Source organism: Rhizobium sp. H4 (genome assembly GCF_003013335.1).
In the GTDB taxonomy this organism is placed as follows: domain Bacteria; phylum Pseudomonadota; class Alphaproteobacteria; order Rhizobiales; family Rhizobiaceae; genus Rhizobium; species Rhizobium sophoriradicis.
Genome location: NZ_PSOW01000003.1, coordinates 147,491 through 166,300 on the forward strand (window position 1 = coordinate 147,491; position 18,810 = coordinate 166,300).

Annotated in this window: 17 protein-coding genes, 5 tRNA genes and 1 pseudogene; 9 read left to right on the top strand and 14 right to left on the bottom strand. The window is 59.6% G+C overall.

The window, feature by feature from the left end; translation table 11 throughout:
* Window positions 1-46: 46 nt before the first annotated feature.
* The 3 genes from C4N04_RS05590 to recJ all read left to right on the top strand — a co-directional run bounded on the left by C4N04_RS05590 (window position 47) and on the right by recJ (window position 3,708).
* On the top strand, window positions 47-1,372 hold the full coding sequence (locus tag C4N04_RS05590) for a homoserine dehydrogenase (protein ID WP_039619482.1): 1,326 nt from the start codon (window positions 47-49) through the stop codon (window positions 1,370-1,372).
* Window positions 1,373-1,579: 207 nt separating this feature from the next.
* Window positions 1,580-1,825 carry a hypothetical protein gene (locus C4N04_RS05595; RefSeq protein ID WP_106795569.1) on the top strand — a complete coding sequence of 82 codons (246 nt, stop codon included), beginning with the start codon at window positions 1,580-1,582 and terminating at the stop codon, window positions 1,823-1,825.
* Between the two features lie 80 nt (window positions 1,826-1,905).
* Complete coding sequence (gene recJ / locus C4N04_RS05600) at window positions 1,906-3,708, top strand: single-stranded-DNA-specific exonuclease RecJ (RefSeq protein WP_106795570.1); 1,803 nt, start codon at window positions 1,906-1,908, stop codon at window positions 3,706-3,708.
* A 46-nt stretch (window positions 3,709-3,754) separates the two neighbouring features.
* Here the strand turns inward: recJ and C4N04_RS05605 are convergent.
* From C4N04_RS05605 to gloA, 5 genes are all read right to left on the bottom strand, one after another.
* A tRNA-Glu gene (locus tag C4N04_RS05605) sits at window positions 3,755-3,829 on the bottom strand.
* Window positions 3,830-4,127: 298 nt separating this feature from the next.
* Window positions 4,128-4,202, bottom strand: a tRNA-Glu gene (locus tag C4N04_RS05610).
* Between the two features lie 74 nt (window positions 4,203-4,276).
* Window positions 4,277-4,351 (bottom strand) — tRNA-Glu (locus tag C4N04_RS05615).
* Between the two features lie 197 nt (window positions 4,352-4,548).
* Window positions 4,549-5,625: a D-Ala-D-Ala carboxypeptidase family metallohydrolase gene (locus tag C4N04_RS05620; protein WP_106795653.1), complete on the bottom strand. Its 1,077-nt coding sequence runs from the start codon at window positions 5,623-5,625 to the stop codon at window positions 4,549-4,551.
* A gap of 166 nt (window positions 5,626-5,791) precedes the next feature.
* Window positions 5,792-6,232, bottom strand: a complete 441-nt coding sequence (gene gloA / locus C4N04_RS05625) for a lactoylglutathione lyase (RefSeq protein ID WP_106795571.1) — start codon at window positions 6,230-6,232, stop codon at window positions 5,792-5,794.
* 195 nt (window positions 6,233-6,427) lie between these two features.
* On the opposite strand from gloA, the gene C4N04_RS05630 reads away from it, so the two are divergent.
* On the top strand, window positions 6,428-7,006 hold the full coding sequence (locus tag C4N04_RS05630; protein WP_004675946.1) for a cold-shock protein: 579 nt from the start codon (window positions 6,428-6,430) through the stop codon (window positions 7,004-7,006).
* 1 nt (window position 7,007) lies between these two features.
* Window positions 7,008-7,490, top strand: a complete 483-nt coding sequence (locus C4N04_RS05635; protein ID WP_106795572.1) for a DUF192 domain-containing protein — start codon at window positions 7,008-7,010, stop codon at window positions 7,488-7,490.
* A 69-nt stretch (window positions 7,491-7,559) separates the two neighbouring features.
* On the opposite strand, the gene C4N04_RS05640 is transcribed toward C4N04_RS05635, so the two are convergent.
* A tRNA-Pro gene (locus tag C4N04_RS05640) sits at window positions 7,560-7,636 on the bottom strand.
* Between the two features lie 588 nt (window positions 7,637-8,224).
* Between C4N04_RS05640 and C4N04_RS05645 the strand changes: the two genes are divergently transcribed.
* From C4N04_RS05645 to C4N04_RS31785, 3 genes and pseudogenes are all read left to right on the top strand, one after another.
* On the top strand, window positions 8,225-8,530 hold the full coding sequence (locus tag C4N04_RS05645) for an ETC complex I subunit (RefSeq protein WP_009995432.1): 306 nt from the start codon (window positions 8,225-8,227) through the stop codon (window positions 8,528-8,530).
* 57 nt (window positions 8,531-8,587) lie between these two features.
* Window positions 8,588-8,664: transfer RNA gene (locus C4N04_RS05650), tRNA-Arg, on the top strand.
* A gap of 686 nt (window positions 8,665-9,350) precedes the next feature.
* Window positions 9,351-9,573, top strand: a pseudogene (locus C4N04_RS31785) (ATP-binding protein); the annotation flags it as partial.
* A 175-nt stretch (window positions 9,574-9,748) separates the two neighbouring features.
* On the opposite strand, the gene C4N04_RS05665 reads toward C4N04_RS31785, so the two are convergent.
* The 5 genes from C4N04_RS05665 to C4N04_RS05690 all read right to left on the bottom strand — a co-directional run bounded on the left by C4N04_RS05665 (window position 9,749) and on the right by C4N04_RS05690 (window position 14,411).
* Window positions 9,749-11,581, bottom strand: a complete 1,833-nt coding sequence (locus C4N04_RS05665; protein WP_038688606.1) for a choice-of-anchor Q domain-containing protein — start codon at window positions 11,579-11,581, stop codon at window positions 9,749-9,751.
* Between the two features lie 824 nt (window positions 11,582-12,405).
* The gene (locus C4N04_RS05675; protein WP_245425535.1) at window positions 12,406-12,783 is read right to left on the bottom strand and encodes an immunity 50 family protein; all 378 of its coding nucleotides are present in this window, start codon (window positions 12,781-12,783) and stop codon (window positions 12,406-12,408) included.
* Between the two features lie 174 nt (window positions 12,784-12,957).
* Entirely contained in the window at window positions 12,958-13,290 is a 333-nt protein-coding gene (locus C4N04_RS05680) for a hypothetical protein (protein ID WP_077993898.1), read from the bottom strand.
* A gap of 185 nt (window positions 13,291-13,475) precedes the next feature.
* Window positions 13,476-13,787, bottom strand: coding sequence for a hypothetical protein (locus C4N04_RS05685; RefSeq protein WP_009990942.1), 312 nt, complete (start codon window positions 13,785-13,787; stop codon window positions 13,476-13,478).
* 201 nt (window positions 13,788-13,988) lie between these two features.
* Window positions 13,989-14,411, bottom strand: a complete 423-nt coding sequence (locus C4N04_RS05690) for a DUF3597 domain-containing protein (protein ID WP_038688611.1) — start codon at window positions 14,409-14,411, stop codon at window positions 13,989-13,991.
* A 507-nt stretch (window positions 14,412-14,918) separates the two neighbouring features.
* Here C4N04_RS05690 and C4N04_RS05695 point away from each other — a divergent pair.
* Window positions 14,919-15,572 (top strand): hypothetical protein, encoded by a 654-nt coding sequence (locus C4N04_RS05695; RefSeq protein WP_106795573.1) that lies wholly within the window; start codon window positions 14,919-14,921, stop codon window positions 15,570-15,572.
* A gap of 60 nt (window positions 15,573-15,632) precedes the next feature.
* Here C4N04_RS05695 and C4N04_RS05700 read toward each other — a convergent pair whose 3' ends face one another.
* Genes C4N04_RS05700 through C4N04_RS05710 form a run of 3 tightly spaced genes read right to left on the bottom strand, consistent with a single transcriptional unit; the run spans window position 15,633 to window position 18,774 of the window.
* A complete protein-coding gene (locus tag C4N04_RS05700; protein WP_038688615.1) occupies window positions 15,633-16,406 on the bottom strand; it encodes an amino acid ABC transporter ATP-binding protein in 774 nt (257 codons plus the stop codon).
* A gap of 18 nt (window positions 16,407-16,424) precedes the next feature.
* The gene (locus tag C4N04_RS05705; protein ID WP_077993892.1) at window positions 16,425-17,570 is read right to left on the bottom strand and encodes an amino acid ABC transporter permease; all 1,146 of its coding nucleotides are present in this window, start codon (window positions 17,568-17,570) and stop codon (window positions 16,425-16,427) included.
* 1 nt (window position 17,571) lies between these two features.
* Window positions 17,572-18,774 (bottom strand): amino acid ABC transporter permease, encoded by a 1,203-nt coding sequence (locus C4N04_RS05710; RefSeq protein ID WP_077993889.1) that lies wholly within the window; start codon window positions 18,772-18,774, stop codon window positions 17,572-17,574.
* Window positions 18,775-18,810: the final 36 nt, after the last annotated feature.

Sequence of the window (18,810 nt, forward strand, 5' to 3'; positions counted from 1 at the left end):
GCCGCCTTCCGCGGCTGCCGCCACACAGACATTTCAGGATCGATCCATGGCAGATGCCCTCAAAATCGGCATTGCGGGCTTGGGCACCGTTGGCGCCTCGCTTGTCCGCATCATTCAGCAGAAGAGCAACGAGCTTGCCGTCACCTGCGGGCGTCCGATCACGATCACGGCGGTCTCCGCACGCGACAAGACGCGGGACCGCGGCATCGACCTTTCCGGCGTCACCTGGTTCGACCGGCCGGAAGAGCTTGCCGAAAAGGGCGACATCGATGTCTTCGTCGAGCTGATGGGCGGGGCCGAAGGGCCCGCCAACGTCTCGGTGCGTACAGCACTGCAGCGCGGTCTCCATGTGGTGACGGCCAACAAGGCTCTGCTTGCCTATCACGGCGTCGAGCTTGCGACGATCGCCGAAGAGAAGGGCTCGCTCCTGAACTTCGAAGCAGCGGTCGCCGGCGGCATTCCCGTCATCAAGGCCCTGCGCGAATCGCTGACGGGCAATGCCGTCTCGCGCATCTACGGCATCATGAACGGCACCTGCAATTACATCCTGACCAAGATGGAGAAGGAGGGGCTTTCCTTCGCCGAATGCCTCAAGGAAGCGCAGCGGCTGGGTTATGCCGAGGCCGATCCTGCCTTCGATATCGAGGGCAACGACACCGCCCACAAGCTCGCCATCCTGACGACGCTCGCCTTCGGCAATCGCATCGCGGCCGACGACATCTATCTCGAAGGCATCACCAACATCTCGATCGAGGATATTCATGCCGCGGCCGAGCTCGGCTACCGCATCAAGCTGTTGGGCGTTGCCCAGCGCACCGATACCGGCATCGAGCAGCGCGTCCATCCCACAATGGTGCCGGTCGATTCGGTCATCGCCCAGGTGGACGGCGTCACCAATGCGGTGGCGATCGAATCCGATGTGCTCGGCGAGCTGCTGATGGTCGGTCCCGGTGCCGGCGGCAATGCCACGGCCTCGTCGGTGCTCGGTGACATCGCCGATATCGCCAAGAGCCGGCCGGGCGCCCAGCGCGTGCCGGTGCTCGGCCATCCTGCAAAGGCGCTCGAGCCCTACCGCAAGGCGCAGATGCAGAGCCACGAGGGCGGCTATTTCATCCGCCTGACGGTGCTCGACCGCACCGGCGTCTTTGCAAGCGTCGCCACCCGCATGGCCGAAAACCACATCTCGCTCGAATCGATCGTCCAGCGCTCCAAGCAGCATCTGGCGCCGTCGCACCACCAGACGATCATTCTCGTTACCCATGCGACGATGGAGGAATCGGTGCGCAAGGCCGTCGCCTCGATCAGGTCGGAAGGTTATCTCTTCGGCGAGCCGCAGGTCATCCGCATCGAGCGGCCGAAAGAGGAAGCTTGATCCTATCCCGTTCGGGAACACGAGCCGCCCTGTCTTCTGGAACTGACCCGCGAAAGTTGGACATCAAACTTCGGGGCAGTTCACGATGGCAGCGCGGCTATTTCTGTTGATCGTGCAACCCGCCCGTACTGAAGTCTATATTAACAAAGACGCAAATATTGATATAAATAAAACCATAGATGGTGAGTCGTCGGCGTGGAGAATTTCATGAGCAAGGACAGCCATGCCGGGAAGGGGTATGGCTGCCCGAGCGAGGTGCCGCCAAACCGTCCTGATGTGCCTGGGGCAATTCTCAAGCCGGTCCATCGCGACATTCGCGGGGAGATTGCCGATGACGTTGACGACGAAGAAAACACTGAGGGCCGCAACTGGGCCATTCTGCTGACGCTCTTTTCGTTCCTGCTGGTGCAAATCGGCGGCATTGCCATGATCATCTGGGCGATCTTCTGGTAAAAATCCGTGTCTGCACGTCGATCCCTATGTTATCTCCGCTGCTCCTGTAGAAAGAACAGATGACATCAGCGGAGTTTGGCATGGCAGATCTCGTCGATCCGGTACAACGCGCGTTTCTCGGCGTGGAGAAATCCGCGCTCGACAACCGTTGGGTTGCGCGGCTCGACCAGGCCGGCCAGAATCGGGCGCTCGCAATGTCGCAGGTTCACGGGCTGCCGGATCTGATCGCTCGCGTGCTCGCCGGACGCGGCGTCCCGGTGGACGAGGCGATCGAATTTCTCGATCCGACGATCCGCAGCCTGATGCCCGATCCCCACACGCTGACCGACTGCGAGAAGGCGGCGACCCGCCTCATGCGCGCGATCGAGAGCGGCGAGAGCGTGGCGATTTTCGGCGACTACGATGTCGACGGCGCGGCCTCATCGGCGCTGATGTTTCGCTTTCTCAGCCATTTCGGCGTCAAGACGAACATCTACATTCCCGACCGGATCTTTGAAGGCTACGGCCCCAATCCGGCAGCGATCAACCAGCTGATCGACAACGGCGCCCGGCTGATCGTCACCGTCGATTGCGGCTCCACCAGTCACGAGGCGCTTGCGGCGGCTGCGGCGCGCAATATCGATGTCGTCGTTATCGATCACCACCAGGTGACACACGAGCTGCCGCCTTGCCATGCGCTGGTCAACCCGAACCGTGAAGACGATCTCTCGGGGCAGGGGCATCTGTGCGCGGCCGGCGTCGTCTTCATGGTGCTGGTCGCGACGCTGAGGCTGCTGCGCGCGGCCGGCAACAAGGGCATCCTGGCCATCGACCTGTTGCAATGGCTGGATATCGTCGCACTTGCGACGGTCTGCGATGTCGTGCCGCTGAAGGGGCTCAACCGCGCCTATGTGGTGAAGGGGCTGGTCGCCGCCCGCCACCAGAGCAATGCCGGACTTGCCGCGCTCTTCCGCAAGGCCGGGCTCGCCGGCCCGGTGACACTCTATCATTTCGGCTTCCTGATCGGCCCGCGCATCAATGCCGGTGGGCGAATCGGCGATGCCGCACTCGGAAGCCGCCTGCTGACGCTCGACGATGCGGGCGAGGCGGAAATGATCGCCCAACGCCTCGACGAGCTCAACCGCGAGCGCCAGGCAATGGAGGCCGTGATGCTACAGGAGGCGGAAGCCGAGGCGCTGGCCGAATACGGCGACGGCGAGGGCGCCTCCGTCATCGTCACCGCCCACGAGAAATGGCATCCTGGCATCGTCGGGCTGATCGCGGCGCGGCTGAAGGAAAAGTTCAAACGGCCGGCCTTCGCGATAGCCTTCGATCCCTCCGGCCGCGGCACCGGCTCGGGCCGCTCCATCAACGGCTTCGACATGGGCAAAATGGTGCGGGCGGCGGTCGACGAGGGGCTGCTCGTCAAGGGCGGCGGCCACGCCATGGCCGCGGGCCTGACCGTCGAGCGCGCCGATCTCGGCAGGCTCAGAACTTTCTTTACCGAAAAGGCGGCAAGGACGGTGGCGAACCTCGTCGCCAACGAGACGCTGAAGATCGACGGGGCGATCGGCGCCAGCGGCGCCACGCTCGAACTCATCGATCGCCTGGAGGCCGCCGGCCCCTACGGCTCCGGCCACGCCCAGCCGCTCTTTGCCGTGCCGGCGCACCGCGTGCGCGACGCGCGCCTAGTCGGTGAGAAACATGTGAAGGTGACGCTGGAGGCGATGGACGGGTCGCGGCTCGATGGAATCGCCTTCCGCGCCGCCGACACGGCGCTCGGCAATCTTCTCGTCAATTCTCGCGGCGCCAGCCTGCATGTGGCCGGTACGCTCGGCGCCGAGCATTACCAGGGCGCCCGCCGCATCCAGCTGCGCGTCTGCGATGCCGCGCCGGCAAAATAGAAGGCCGCACAAAAGGGCTGATGTTGAGGAATTCGCGGGGAGAAAGTGGCACGCCCTAGGGGAGTCGAACCCCTCTTCCCAGAATGAAAATCTGGTGTCCTAACCGATAGACGAAGGGCGCTTCCTTCGTGATGGCGCCCTTATAGTCAGCACCTTCAAAAGCCGCAAGCGCCAAGGCGCGAAAAAATCATCGTTTTCGCCGATTTTTTTGCTGCTGTGGAAAACGTGGCGAACGGTATGGCGGACCGGGAGAATTCAAGCCCGGCGGATCATTTGGGCGACACGCCCCACCCCTTACGAGGGCTCTGCGCAACGTCTTACGAGAGCTGTCGCCGCAATGACTGCCGCAAGCGGTCGCCTCCTCGATGATCAGATTTTCTTCGGCGCGCTTTCGTCAAAGGCAAGCTCTAGCCCAAATGTGGTACGCCCTAGGGGAGTCGAACCCCTCTTTACAGAATGAGAATCTGTCGTCCTAACCGATAGACGAAGGGCGCAGGCCGGCTTTGCTAAAATAGGAGCGCACGCCAGCTTCTGCAAGCGGGTGCGTTGGCTTCAATGTGGAGGAGAATGGCACGCCCTAGGGGAGTCGAACCCCTCTTCCCAGAATGAAAATCTGGTGTCCTAACCGATAGACGAAGGGCGCTTCCTTCGTGGTGGCGCCCTTATAGTCAGCACCTTCAAAAGCCGCAAGCGGCAAATTCGATTTTTTTCAAAAAAATGACAGATATTTCGCGGCTCAAGCATGGGAGATTACCGATGCCGAATCAACGGCTTGTATGGCTTGCCGGAAGCGCGGCAAGCCGAGATGACGTAACGTGATGCCATTCCATGCGGTCGATATCAGATCGCTTTGGCGGTCGTCATGGGCGCGCGTTTGCCGCCGCAGCCCCAGTTCCAGTCGCGGCCCTTGCCGGTGTCGAGGTGGACGGACTCCGTGTGGCAATAGGTGCCGACGCCGCCGCGATCCGGCAAGGAGCGGATATAGGCGGCGACATCCCATTTCGACACGCCGTCGATCCGGATGTCGGCGGCCTCACAGCTCTTGTGCATCGATTCGTCAGCGCCGCCGACCAGGCGGTTATGCTCTTCGTCGCGATAGCCCGAGGTGACGATGACGGGCCGGCCGAAATGGTCTTCGACCATTTTGATCACTTTCAACAGGTCGGGCTTGAAGCAGCCGACCTCGACATGATCGTTCTGGACATGCAGCCCGTTCGGGGCGACACGCGTCACACCGGGCAGGGCGGCCTTGTGCAGGAGGCCGGAAAGGCTGCCGAGCAGGTTCTGCTTCGGCGCGCTGTAGAGCGCGTTCGTCGTCGAGGCCGGAATGCCCCCTGTTGCCAGCGCGGCGGTTTGAACGGGTAGAGGCTGCGTGCCGGAGTTCTCCGAGGATTGCTGCGGCAGCACCGGCGTCGCCGGCTGTGTGGGCACGGCAGGCTGGCTGTAAACGCTGCTTCTTGTCGGTGCCACGCCCTGCGTCGGCGCATAGGCTTGCGGCTGGATGATGGTGGACGTGCTGTTGTTCTGCGGCAGCGGCTGGCGATCGGAAAAGATGCTCATCGCCTGGGCGTTGATCCGTGTCGACTGCATGACCAGCCCGCCGATATTGGCAGGCGCTGCCATTGCCGGATCGGCCGGCGGAACGGCGGCATTCGGATCCGCTAGCACGCCCTGGGGCGCGGCCTGGGCGCCGGAGACATTGACAAGGCGGGGGTCGGTGTAGACCGAGCGCGGCGCAGATTTCGCCGGCGCTGTCGCGGCAAGCTGGGGCGCTGCGGCGGCCGTTGCCGGAACGACCGGAACAGCGGCGGCTGAATCGAGCGCCTTCTTGTCTGACGCGCAGCCAGACAGCGCCAGCATCGAGGTGGCGATCAGCAAAGCGCCTGTTACGGGCATCCGCATCTCATTGTTACGCAAGCAACCAGTCTCCAGTTGATGCGGAAAACGGCCGAAAATCGCCATTTTCCGCGTCGAGTCAGCTGGAGATTGCCTGCGGGGCCGGACCGCGGCAAGCACCAAGGCGCCGGCCGGACCCGAAATCGCAAAAGCCGCAAGCTTCGCAAAAGCCTTGCGGCGAAAACCCTTACCAGGCGCCGGTATTGCGCATGGACGCCCAGGGTTCGGAAGGTGGAAGCGGGCTTCCCTTCTGCAGGATTTCGATCGAGATGCCGTCGGGCGAGCGCACAAAGGCCATATTGCCGTCGCGCGGCGGCCGGTTGATCGTGATGCCGTTGTCCATCAGCTTCTGGCAGATCGCATAAATATCGTCGACTTCATAGGCGAGGTGGCCGAAATTGCGTCCTCCGCTATAATCCTCTGTATCCCAATTGTAGGTAAGCTCGAGGCAGGGCGCTTTTTCGCTGCGCGCACGCTCAAGATCGTCGCGGGCAGCCAGGAAAACCAGGGTGAAACGGCCCTTCTCGTTTTCGTGGCGGCGAATCTCCTCCAGCCCGAACAGGGCGGTGTAAAAGGCGAGCGAAGCGTCCAGATCTTTGACGCGAACCATCGTATGAAGATAACGCATTCTATCTACTCCTTTATTGGGGCTGGCCCTTATCGGCCAGCCGTGGTCAGCTTCGGGCAAGTCATCTTTATAAAATGTGCAGCTGGGAATAACCGAAAACTAGGACTTGCGCTTATCCGTTACCAAGATGTTAATCTTGATTTCAAGAATCAGTTAACCGTAACAGTGTGACGCGTATTCGAGGGGCTGGCGACTATGGCTGATAGGATTTCATCGAACGAATACACTGATCTCGACGAGCTGTCGTCAGAGACGGTCGATCTTGTTGAAATCACCGGGGTCGTCAAGTGGTTCGACGTCGCCAAGGGCTTCGGCTTCATCGTTCCGGACAATGGCATGCAGGATGTTCTCCTGCACGTGACCTGCCTGCGCCGCGACGGTTACCAGACGATCCTCGAGGGAACGCGCATCGTTGCCCTCATCCAGCGCCGCGAGCGCGGCTACCAGGCTTTCAAGATCCTTTCAATGGATCAGTCGACCGCGGTTCATCCCTCGCAGCTGCCCCCGGTCCGCACCCATGTGCAGGTCACCGCCACCAGCGGTCTCGAGCGTGCGCTCGTCAAGTGGTTCAACCGCACCAAGGGCTTCGGCTTTCTGACGCGCGGCGAGGGCACGGAAGACATCTTCGTGCATATGGAGACGCTGCGCCGTTTCGGCCTGACGGAGCTGCGCCCCGGTCAGGTGGTTCTCGTCCGCTTCGGCGATGGCGAAAAAGGCCTGATGGCCGCGGAAATTCACCCCGATATTCCGAGCCCGGCAAGCCGGTCGCACTGAGATGCGAGATCTCGTCCTTCATGCGATTAGAAGCGCCATCACGGCGCTTTTTTTCTTGATCGCCCTGCCGGCCCTGGCTGAGGAGCCGATGCGGTTCGACAAGGAGCCGCTGCTCATCCAGACGGCCGCCGGCAAGACGCTGCATTTCACCGTCGAGGTCGCGGTAAACCCCGACCAGCGCTCCCATGGACTGATGTTCCGCAAGACGATGGCCGATGACGCCGGCATGATCTTCGATTTCGGCGAGCCGCGGCGCGTCGCCATGTGGATGGAAAACACCTTCCTGCCGCTCGACATGCTCTTTGCCGACGACACCGGCACGATCCGCCACATCAAGGAAAACGCAACGCCCTATTCGCGCGACATCATCGATTCGATGAGCCCGGTGAAATACGTCGTTGAACTCAATGCCGGCATTGTCGGCAAATTGGGAATCAAGGTGGGCGACAGGATCATGAGCGCCACGACGACAAAGGTGAAGTGACGGGGCGCAAGCGTGCGCCCGCGGGCTGCGAAGCAACCATCGAAAACTCGGGAATATCGGGATATTGAATGGTCGGAGTGGAGAGATTCGAACTCCCGACCCTCTGGTCCCAAACCAGATGCGCTACCAGACTGCGCTACACTCCGTGCCGTGATTGGCAGGGGGAATACACGGTTCACTTCGCCCTCGCAACCCATAAATCCCGCTCTGCCCGGAGATTTCTCACCGGCCTGTGGACGCAATGCGGAAAATCTTCAGCGGCCCTCGATTTGTTTGCGAGGTGCGATCAGCCGCCAGCATGGTTCAGCCTTCAGCCGCGGGCGAGCAGGCCGATATATTGGGCATAGCTGATGGCGACATAGAAGAACGCGGTGATGCCGGCTCCTATCACAATGGCATTGAACTCTGCCGAACGTCTCATCATGCTTGCAAATCCACTGAAGTCGATTAGGCCGTAAACTAGTTCCCGGCACCGATTGCGGCAATCAGGTTGTGATCACAACATGAGACAATCGGTTACATTGCGAAATCCGTCTAATTGGCCGTGACGGCGGGCGATAAGATGGAAGATGTCTGCAGCCGCCTGATACGCCTTTTTTCTTGAAAAGGCAGGGATTCGCGGCTAAGCAAAATTCACCTCGTCGCGTTATCCCTGACGACGAAGCAAAGCCCGGGGACGGGTTGAGACCATGAAAGGCGGGCGCTGTCCCCGCATATTCGGAGATGCCGCAGTCATGTCTGCCAAGATCTATCGTCCTGCTAAGACCGCCATGCAGTCCGGCAAGGCCAAGACCCATCTCTGGGTGCTCGAATTCGATCAGGAGTCGCCCCGCAAAATCGATCCGATGATGGGATATACCTCCTCCAGCGATACCCGCCAGCAGGTCAAGCTTACCTTTGAAACGCAGGCGCTCGCGGAAGCCTATGCCCAACGCAACGGCATCGAATACCGCGTCATCGCGCCGAAGGAGCCGGCTCGCCAGGTCGTGGCCTATCCGGATAATTTCCGATATACCCGCACGCAGCCCTGGACGCATTGAGGTTTCTCGTCCACATATGCCGCATCCGGTCGCGCTTCTTGGGCGCGGCCAGCAGACGGCCCCTTAGCTCAGCTGGATAGAGCACCTGCCTTCTAAGCAGGTTGTCGCAGGTTCGATTCCTGCAGGGGTCGCCACCATTTCAAAAAGTTAGCAGTCCTTGTTCTCTTCGGCCACTTACTACGAACATCTGATGGTTTTTCGCAGAAGGGCTTAGCGTTGATTTTTGTCAGCGAGGTATTGCCGGACCTTTTGCCCAACGGTGCTTCACTCGCATTCATAGGCATTTAGCACAAAGCTCGAATGCCCGTCTTTGAATGTGTAATCATACAAGGCTGACGTAAATTCACCTGCCTTGAATTTGGGCTTCCAAAAGTTGCACGTCTCTTTGCCCAATCCAGCCTTCATCACTTCTCCGCTAACGGTGGGGACTGTGTCGCTCAGACGATAGAAGTACCTGATCGCCTTCCCATCCATCTCGACGGACGATCATCGACGACGGCCGATGATTCTGACGGGCCTCGCTTGACCTGATACCGTTTCGCTTGGCTGTGGCGCTCCCCCGAAAGCTGCTACCCGTATCACATGGACCCCACGGTGTTGTCCAGGTCGAAACCCTCAGTCGATCAGAGCGGGTTCTGCACGGCAACGGGTGCGCGGGTAGAATATCACTGTGGTTGTAAATTGCGAGTGTGATTGCAGACCGTAGGCTCCGATCAAAAGCGATTGAGTTAGCGCGCCTTTGGGTATGCCTTTCGCAAGTCGCCTTACCCCGACGAAAACCCGCTCGGCAGAATTCTTCAAGCTAACGCGGGAGAGGCACGAGACCGGTGCGGAATTATTGTTCGAGCTGATATCGCAACACCACGAACGCATTGCCATCTTGATCACCAGCAGCCTTTCCGTTCGACGAATGCACGGCCTGCCCCGTATCCGGGCGCCCGACCGGCGCTCTGCTCGATCGCGTCACCCGCAATGTCAACATCCTCGAGATGAATGGCGACCGCTATCGCCTCCCGCAAAGCGGCACCGGAAAGTTCGGCTGACACCCGTCAAAAACGCAGCGCGTGGATGAGATCGCCGCTCGGGCTATGCCCTCCCAGCTTGCTCATCCACGCGCTGAAGTAAACCGAAGTTTGCGCGCCGTGGGGCGGTTTTTACCCCGCCGTCGACACGTTTCCGATTGTTGCGGCGGTCCGACGACCGCCGCAACGGGTATCATTACAGGAGAAAATCGCCTGCCCCCAGCTGGACGTGGCCCTTCAGCTGAATCTCGAAGTCATGAACGCCGTCGCCGTTCAAGTCGGCCTGGATAACGGTATCATCGTCCTGGTAGTGCCAAGCGAGCGCGCCGGCCTTCCTATCGAACAAGGCATTCTCCTGCGCCTGGAAATGGAAGGTTGCATCGCCCTGCGCAGAGCCATTCGCATCGATCGCCGAGACGTCGATCTTATCGATGCCATGCCGGAAGTCGGTGATGAGGTCGCGGGCCCAGCCGGACCCGGTCTCTGTCGGTGCCTTGAAGGCGAAGGTATCCGAGCTCGTGCCACCGGTCATGATGTCCTTTCCGGTACCACCAATGAGGATGTCCGAGCCGGCGCCGCCCTTCAACACGTCATTGCCGCCGAGACCCTTGTAGGTTTCGTTACCGCCGTTGGACTGGCCGGTGTGTGGCAGGTAGTCGTTACCACTGGTGCCGGTGTATACCTTCGTCGATGTGGTCGGCGCGGTGGGCGCGGTGGGCGCGGTGGGCGCGGTGGGCGCGGTCGGCGCGGTGGGCGCTGTCGGCGCGGTGGGCGCTGTCGGCTCTGTCGGCGTGGTTGGCGCTGTCGGTTGCGTCGGCGTGGTTGGCGTTCCCGAAACCGGGGCGGAGCCAGATTCGTAGGCACCCATATCGATAGTTCCAACGACGCGGGCGTCGCCGTCCAGGTCGACCGAGTCGACGCCGTACTTGGTGGTTCCGCTGTCGATTGCCGCCGAGCCCGAGGCGAGGTGGAAGTCGCCGTTCGCTGCATTCACGAAATGCGGGTCGACGCCAAGCTTGTTGCCGTTCGCCGTGCTCGGCATCGCGTTGCCGCCGTCGGTCTTGACCGAGGCCTGGCCGGCCGTGCCGTTATAGGTGATGTTGTTGGCCCAGACGACGTTGTTGTTGGTGTAGCCGCCGGTTGACGTGTTATCGATCGCAGTGTTGTTCTTGTTCAGCGATGGGTCGGCTACGCCAATGTTGTTGACCCAGGTGTTGTTGCTCGACGCCGAGTTGCTGAGCTCGCCGCGCCAGGTGCCGTCATTCTGCGGGTCCTGATTGTTGTGGTATGCGGTGTTGTTCGACACAGTGACGGAGTCGCTCCAGGTAACCTGGATGCCTTTGCCGCCGTTCTCGTAGACAAGGTTGTTGTCGACCAGGGTCTTGAATGTGTAGTTCGGATGACCGCTCGTCTGCGTGCTCTGGAAATCGTCGATGATGATACCGTTACCATCGGTGTGCGCACCCGATTTCGTGACGTTGTCATGGGAGATGTTGTCGCGCACGATGTTCCGGTAGCCGTCCGTCGAGGTATCACCGGTGATGTTCCGGTTCTGGTAGAGCGAGATGCCCGAGAACCAGCCCGACGACGCATTGTTGTAGGTCTCGTTGCCTTCGACGTGGATGAAGTCCGACTGGTTGAACTGGATGCCCGACTCCCCGTTGCCGTGGACCTTGTTATTGAGGATCTGGACGTGGTGGACACCGTTCGCTTCGATGCCGTCGCCGGCGGCGCCGCCGATGTCAAAGCCGTCGATGACCACGTAGTTGGCGTTGACACTGATCGCGTTCCACGAGCCCGCGGGCGGCCGGATCAGCGCTGCGCCGGGCACTTCCGAGCGCAGCGTGATGTCGGCTGCCGCCGAGCCGTCCTTATCGAAGTTGATGCTCTCATTGTAGGTCCCGGGCTTCACCACGACCTCGTCGCCTGGCTTAAGGTCCGCCCTCATCGCCTCACTGATCGTGCGAAAGGGGGAAGAGGCACTGCCGTTTCCGCCGCTGCTGGTCGTCGATACGTAATATGTTGTCATAGTCCTGTTCCTCAACTCTGACGTTGTGTTTGTCAGTTAATATTTTCTAGCTAATCAGCCGTTACGGCGGGGGTTATAGGACGTCATCCTGGGAAAGTGCAACAGCATCGCGACAGTAAGTACTTGAGAAGTATGGCCATATTGCTGCCATAATGTGCCGATCACTCCGGAGTTACATTTTGAAATATTTGCGGAATTTTGACTGACTCAAAATGTGGCAGTATTTCTATCTCGCAAGCCGCGAATTATTCTTTCTGCAACTATAGCGATATGCACAGATTGAAAACATTACAAAAAACTTGGTGGGCGTGAGCGAATTCCTCCGGCCAAAGGTGGAATCTGCATTTTTTGTGAATCCAGCCCTTTTTGGGTAGATTCGCCCTCAAAAGTGATACTTATCGACATGGTAAGGGAGGACATGACCGTCGAATCGCCCACACCTCGAACGTCAAAATGAGCCCCCAATCAAGGGAATTGCCGGTAAGGCAATGCTCTCGTGTTGAGCCCGACAACGATCGAGGTACTCGGAAAGCATGCCGCAAGGAACCGCGCCAACCACTCACTCGAGCGAGGCTGAACCAATTCCCAGTTATCCGCAGAGCAGGCGATCGCTTTGGATCGACCGTCAACATTGCAGCACGAACCGCAGCACTCGCATCACTCGGTCAATTGCTCGCCGCCGCAAACCCGTTGCCGACTGATGTCACAGGGAAAGCCCCGGCTCAGGCTAGGCGTTGACAAAGTCGAGAAGCAAAGATTTCCTCAAGGGACTGCTGCGGCAATTGGTCTGTCGTCAGCAGGCCGACCCGGACGGAACGTCACGGTCACTTTCTTCGCGCGGATGAAACCATCCAGCCCGTAACAGGGTCGGAGCTCGATTTCGATGTCTTCCGGTAGTAGCCAGCTCGACCGCGATCTCTTGCGTAGCGGAGGACGAGACCATTGATCACGTTCTGGTGGCTGAAGCCGTCCAACTGCAGGTCCATAATATCTTCGAAGGCGAAAGTGACGACTGCATGCTTGTCAAGGATGCAGTATCCATCTTGATCAACACCATCGGTGGCGATCCACCCATGAATCGTCAACTCGCTGACCCCAGTGCGATTGAGTGAGAGACTCAGAATTTCCGCGTCATGAAAGGTCGGCTTCTGGCGAAACCATGCCAGCAGTTCCGGGTCTCCTGCTATCTTCTCGTAGGTCATCTCTCATCTCACGCGTCAGATTGGTGATGCCACATGCCACACGATAGCAATCTCAGATGAGTTGGCCATCGGCCCTGAATGCACCGCGTCCGTCGCTTTCTGGGCGGCGGCTTCGCTCCGGAGCGAGTTGTCGACGGCTTGAGCTTGAGGCTGCAAGCCGCCGCGCGATCTTGTTTAGCGACCTTGGAAAATTTTGATTATTTTGGGAGTGGGCCGTTGGCGTTTGATATCAACGACGTCGTCATAGGTGGCGCGACCGGAAACGACCGCTGCAATAAAACGATCGCAACCAACGCGTACAGCGTCCTTGTCCGATGTGTCTGTCAAAAGGCCGAGGTTGCGACTGGACTTTCCATCGAAGCCCCTCACGCAATCTTTAGTTGCTTCATTTCTTGCTCTTGAGCTGCCCTGTAGCAATGTGACGTATGCATCATAGTCCTGGCGCGTCGGCACGCAGGCAGTCAGAAGTCCCATGGCAATTAATACTGTTGTGGTACGAGCGCGCATTATTATTCTATCCCCTAATTACCCAATGATCGGCGTCCGATGTTTATTTCGATTCGTGTGACGCCGGAAAGACCTCGCGCGAAATCACAAGGTTTTCACCGGAGCTGGAAGCAATTGCTTATTGTGGATTGCCGCAGCGACGGCCGAATTTCATCGCGTTCCCAGCCGTCGCGCTGAAGCTCTTCTCAGCGATCCAGGAAATGATCGAAGTAAACCTTGGGAATGGGGTAGGCATAGACGCCACGGTCGACGAAGCCGCGTCTGTAAAGGCAGTTTCTGAGCGCTGCGTTGTAATGCAGGCTTTGCGAATCCGGCGAGCCGCGTCGCGATGAACCGGCCTCCGGTACGCACCAGCCGAGGGCTTTGTCGTATCGAGCCAGGAGGACGGGATCGGTATCGACCCGAACACCGCTGTAGGATCGATAGTTTGAAGGGGATTCTGCGGCCGAGATACAGCCCAAGCTAAGTGCAACGCCAACGACTGCCATCAATCTCATTGGATTTAGATTCTCCCCTGATCGATCCTCGAAGTAATCGAGCGTGAGGTTATTTGCTTCAACGCCTGCGGGCAAGAGGGGGCGCACTGCCGGCGCATGGTGCCCAAAGTGTGAGCGGTTTTCGGATGACATCCTTTTCTAGCCTGGCCGGATGACCACCGCCGCAGCGTGGCGGCTGTGGTCATCCATCATTTTGATGGATCAATCCAGGAGATCGGCCGGCACCTTGCCGCCATTTTCCGAAAGCCGCTTCATCAGCGCCTTGTGCAGCCACATATTCATTTTTGCGGAATCACCGCTGTCGCCGGTATAGCCGAGCTCGGCGGCGAGCTCCTTGCGCTCGGTCAGGCTCGCATCCATCCCGACGGCTTTCATCAGGTCGACGATCGAGTGACGCCAATCGAGTTTCTGGCCGCTCTTTTTTACCGCCGCGTCGAGGATAGGGACGATATCCACTGCGGCTGTGGCCGGGGCGGTGGCCGGCTTGCTCTGAGCGGGGGAGGCCGCAGGCGCCGGACTGGGTGCTGGTGACGGCGAAACGGGCTGTGTCTTCGGCGCGCTGGCCGGTTCGGCTGCTTTCGCTTCTCGAAAGATTGCCTGTTTGATCTTGTCGAAAATGCCCATTCCAGAACCTCCACTCGGTTAGATGAGAACATGCTGAAACATGGATTTCTCGCCCGATATATCCAGGCGGAAGAGGAGTTATTTTTGGCGGCATCGATCAGCGGCAGAACGTCCGGTTCTGGACAAGGTATTGGCGATCTGCGCGACAGCGTTGCGATAGATCAATCGCGGCAATTCCGTCGACAACTGAGCTTTTCTTGCTCACCCCGGGGATTTCCTGATGCAACCCAAAAGGACATAATCGGTCGGCGTTCTACTCGCTGCAGGACACGTTTGTTTTTGGCACAGTCTGGCCGGCAATTGGTATTTCAATAACCCTGAAAGAACATTGCTCGCCCTAGAGCCGACTTGCCGGGCAGTGTCGTGAAACATTTGTCATCTCCTCACGTTGCCTTGCCGTGGACGCCCTGTAGGTTTGCAGGCGTCCGGACGATCGACGGCACGCGCGTTCCTCGATTTTCAACTGCCGGACAAGTTCGCCCGGCAAATGACAACGGAGAGGAAAACATGACCCACAAGCACCATAGACTATCCCTCGTAGCGCTTGCATCCACCTGCGTCCTGTTTGCCATACCCGCAGGCGATGCGCATGCGATTGATGTCGGCGTGTCCGTGAATGCAGGCAATGCCGCCAGCGCCGATGTCGGGGCTTCGCTTGGCGGCGGCATCAGCGCCGATGCCAATGCGTCACTCGGCGGCTCGAGTGGTGTCAATGCCGATGCGGCGGCCAATTTCGGCGGCGGCAGGGGCGTCGATGCCGATATCAATGCCGGTCGCGGCGGCGGCAATGGTCTCGACACGAATGCCAATGCCAGGCTCGGCGGCGGCCGCGGCGCCAATGCCGATCTCAATGCGCGCATCGGGAGGTCCGATAGGCTCGATAACGCCACCGCCTCCGTCAGACGCGGTAGCGGCGTCGAAGCTCTTGCGGTCGGCAGAGGAGCGGGGGCAGACGGCAGCAACGGGTCCGCGGCTGACGGCACGCTTAGCGCTGCCCAGGCTCGCACCCTGGAAGACTTCCGGGCAAGGCCGGTCAGTGAGCAGCGCAAGATGCTTGTCCGCTGCGCTGATATCTCGTCGCCGGGCGGCTCTGCTTCAGGTGGCTCCGATTCCGGTCTTGCCGGCCTCTGCAGCCTGTTACAGGCGGCAACCTTCCGCTGAATGTAAAAGGCCCGCCGAACCGGAAGGCTGCGGCGGGTCTTTGAAAGCTTCGGCCTTGGCTCAGTGCAGAATCTGGCTGAGGAACAGCTTGGTGCGCTCGTGCTGCGGATTGTCGAAGAACTCGGCGGGCGAATTCTGCTCGACGATCTGGCCCTGATCCATGAAGATGACGCGGTTGGCGACCTGGCGGGCAAAGCCCATTTCATGGGTGACGCAGAGCATGGTCATGCCTTCCTCGGCAAGACCCACCATGGTGTCGAGTACTTCCTTGATCATTTCGGGATCGAGCGCCGAGGTCGGCTCGTCGAACAGCATGATCTTCGGGTTCATGCAGAGCGACCGGGCGATCGCCACGCGCTGCTGCTGGCCGCCGGAAAGCTGTCCCGGATATTTATTGGCCTGTTCCGGGATCTTGACGCGCTTCAGGAAGTGCATAGCGATCTCTTCCGCCTGCTTCTTCGGCATTTTGCGCACCCAGATCGGCGCCAGCGTGCAGTTTTCGAGGATCGTCAGGTGCGGGAAGAGGTTGAAGTGCTGGAACACCATGCCGACTTCGCGCCTGACTTCATCGATCTTCTTCAGATCGTTGGTTAGCTCTGTGCCATCGACGATGATCTGGCCCTTCTGATGCTCTTCCAGGCGGTTGATGCAGCGGATCATGGTCGATTTACCCGAGCCGGATGGGCCGGCGATGACGATGCGCTCGCCGCGCATGACCTTCAGGTTGATGTCGCGCAACACGTGGAAATCGCCGTACCACTTGTTCATGTTGATGATTTCGATCGCCACTTCCGTTGCGGAAACGGTGAGCTTTTTAGCTGGAGCTTCAGCCATGATTGTTTTCCCTCATTCTTATCGTTTGTGGCCGGTGTCGAGGTGACGTTCGACGAATGCTGAATAGCGCGACATGCCGAAGCAGAAGAGCCAGAAGGCGAAGCCGGCAAATATCAGTCCCGTCAGCGGCGTTACTGCGGTCGCCCAGTTCGGATCGACGAAGTTGAGGCGAACGATGCCGAGAAGGTCGAACATGCTGATGATCGAAACCAGCGAGGTGTCCTTGAACATGCCGATAAAGGTGTTGACGATGCCAGGGATCACCAGCTTGATTGCCTGCGGCATGATGACCAACCGCATCTTCTGCCAGTAGCCGAGCCCCAGCGAATCCGCTCCTTCGAACTGCCCCTTAGGGATTGCCTGCAGACCGCCGCGAATGACCTCAGCCATATAGGCGGAGGCAAAGATCGATACCCCGATGATCGCGCGCAAGAGCTTGTCCACCGTCCAGCCGGCAGGCAGGAAAAGCGGCAGCATGACGCTCGCCATGAAGAGGACCGTAATCAGCGGCACGCCGCGGACGACCTCGATGAAGACGATGCAGACCGTGCGGATGATCGGCATTTGCGAGCGCCTTCCGAGCGCCAGGATGATGCCGAGCGGGAAGGAGACGGCGATGCCGACGAAGGAGAGGACCAGCGTCACCAGCAAGCCGCCCCAGAGCGGGGTCTCGACGATTTCCAGGCCAAATCCACCATAAAGCACAAAGAAGGAAATGACCGGCAGCACGCCGAAGAGCAGGATGGCGTTGAGGCCCTTGCGTGGTGCCGAAGGGATGAGCATCGGCACCAGCAGGAGCACGAAAAGAATGCCGACCAGCGTCGGGCGCCAGCGCTCGTCAAGCGGATAACGACCAAAAATGAATTGGTCGAATTTGGCGTTGACGAAGGCCCAGCACGCACCGTTCCAGCTATCCGGCTGGATGCCGCCCTGTACGGCAGTGGCACAGAAGGTGCGGTCTGGGCCACTCCAGACAGCCTGTACGAAGAGCCAGTCGATCGCGTGGAGCATCGCCCAGGAGATAAAGACTAGCGCCACGATGGTAAGAACGATGTCTTTCGGCGTGGCAAGCAGGTTGCGGCGAATCCAGGCGACCGCGCCCCTTTCTCCCGGTGGAGGCGGCTCCGGCGCGAGTATGGCGGTTCTGACGAAACTGTTGCTCATCTTACCTCTCCACTAGCGCCATCTTGGCATTGAACCAGTTCATGAACAGCGAAGTCACGATACTGAGCGCGAGGTAAATGACCATCCAGATGAGAATCACCTCGACGGCCTGACCGGTCTGGTTCAGCGTTGTGCTGCCGACGGCGACGAGATCGGCGAAACCGATGGCGATCGCCAGCGATGAGTTCTTGGTCAGATTGAGATATTGGCTGCTCAGCGGCGGAATGATGATGCGGAACGCCTGCGGAATGACGACCAGCCGGGTGATCGACGAGGGATGAAGCCCAAGTGCACCTGCCGCCTCCGTTTGTCCCTTCGCCACGCCGCGAATGCCCGCGCGCACGATCTCGGCGATGAAGGCTGCGGTGTAGAAGGAAAGCGCCAGGAAGAGCGACATGAACTCAGGCCCGACGACGGAGCCGCCGGTGAGGTTGAATTTACCCACGATCGGATAATCGAAGGAAAGCGGCGCGCCTGCGATCAGGAAGGCGATGAGCGGCAGGCCGATCAGCAGGCCGATCGAAGCCCAGATCGTGTGGAACGGCTGACCAGTGGCCGCCTGCCGGCGATGCGCCCATCGGGCCGTCGCGATGACGGCGATGATCGCGATGACGAAGGAGACGCCGACGAGCCAGAAACCCTCACCGAAAATCGGCTTGGGGAAGGCAAGGCCGCGATTGTTCAGATAGGATCCGAGCGGCAGATGCAGCGATTCGCGCGCATTCGGCAGAACCGCCAGAACGCCCGAATACCAGAAGAAGATCACCAGCAGCGGCGGAATATTGCGGAAAACTTCCACGTAGACCGTACACAGCTTGGCAATCAGCCAGTTCCGCGACAAACGGCCGATGCCGATGATGAAGCCGATGATGGTGGCGGTGATGATGCCGGTCACCGCGATTAGCAGCGTGTTCAGAAGGCCGACGAGCAGCGCGCGGCCGTAGGTCGAATCGCTTGAATAGGCGATCAGCGACTGACCGACCTCGAAGCCGGCGCGGCCATTCAGAAAGCCGAATCCCGATGCGATGTTGGCGCGCGCCAGATTGACGGCAGTGTTATGTGCAACCCACCAGACGAAGGCCACCAGCAATACGATGGTGAGAATCTGGAAGAAAATGCCCCGAATTCTCGGGTCGTAGAGGGCAGTCTGGAAGCTCCAGCCGCTCTTGGGTAAATGTGTCGAATCCACAGCCTGATGCGTCATGCCTGGCCAATTCCCCATTACGCTCCTTTTCGGAGC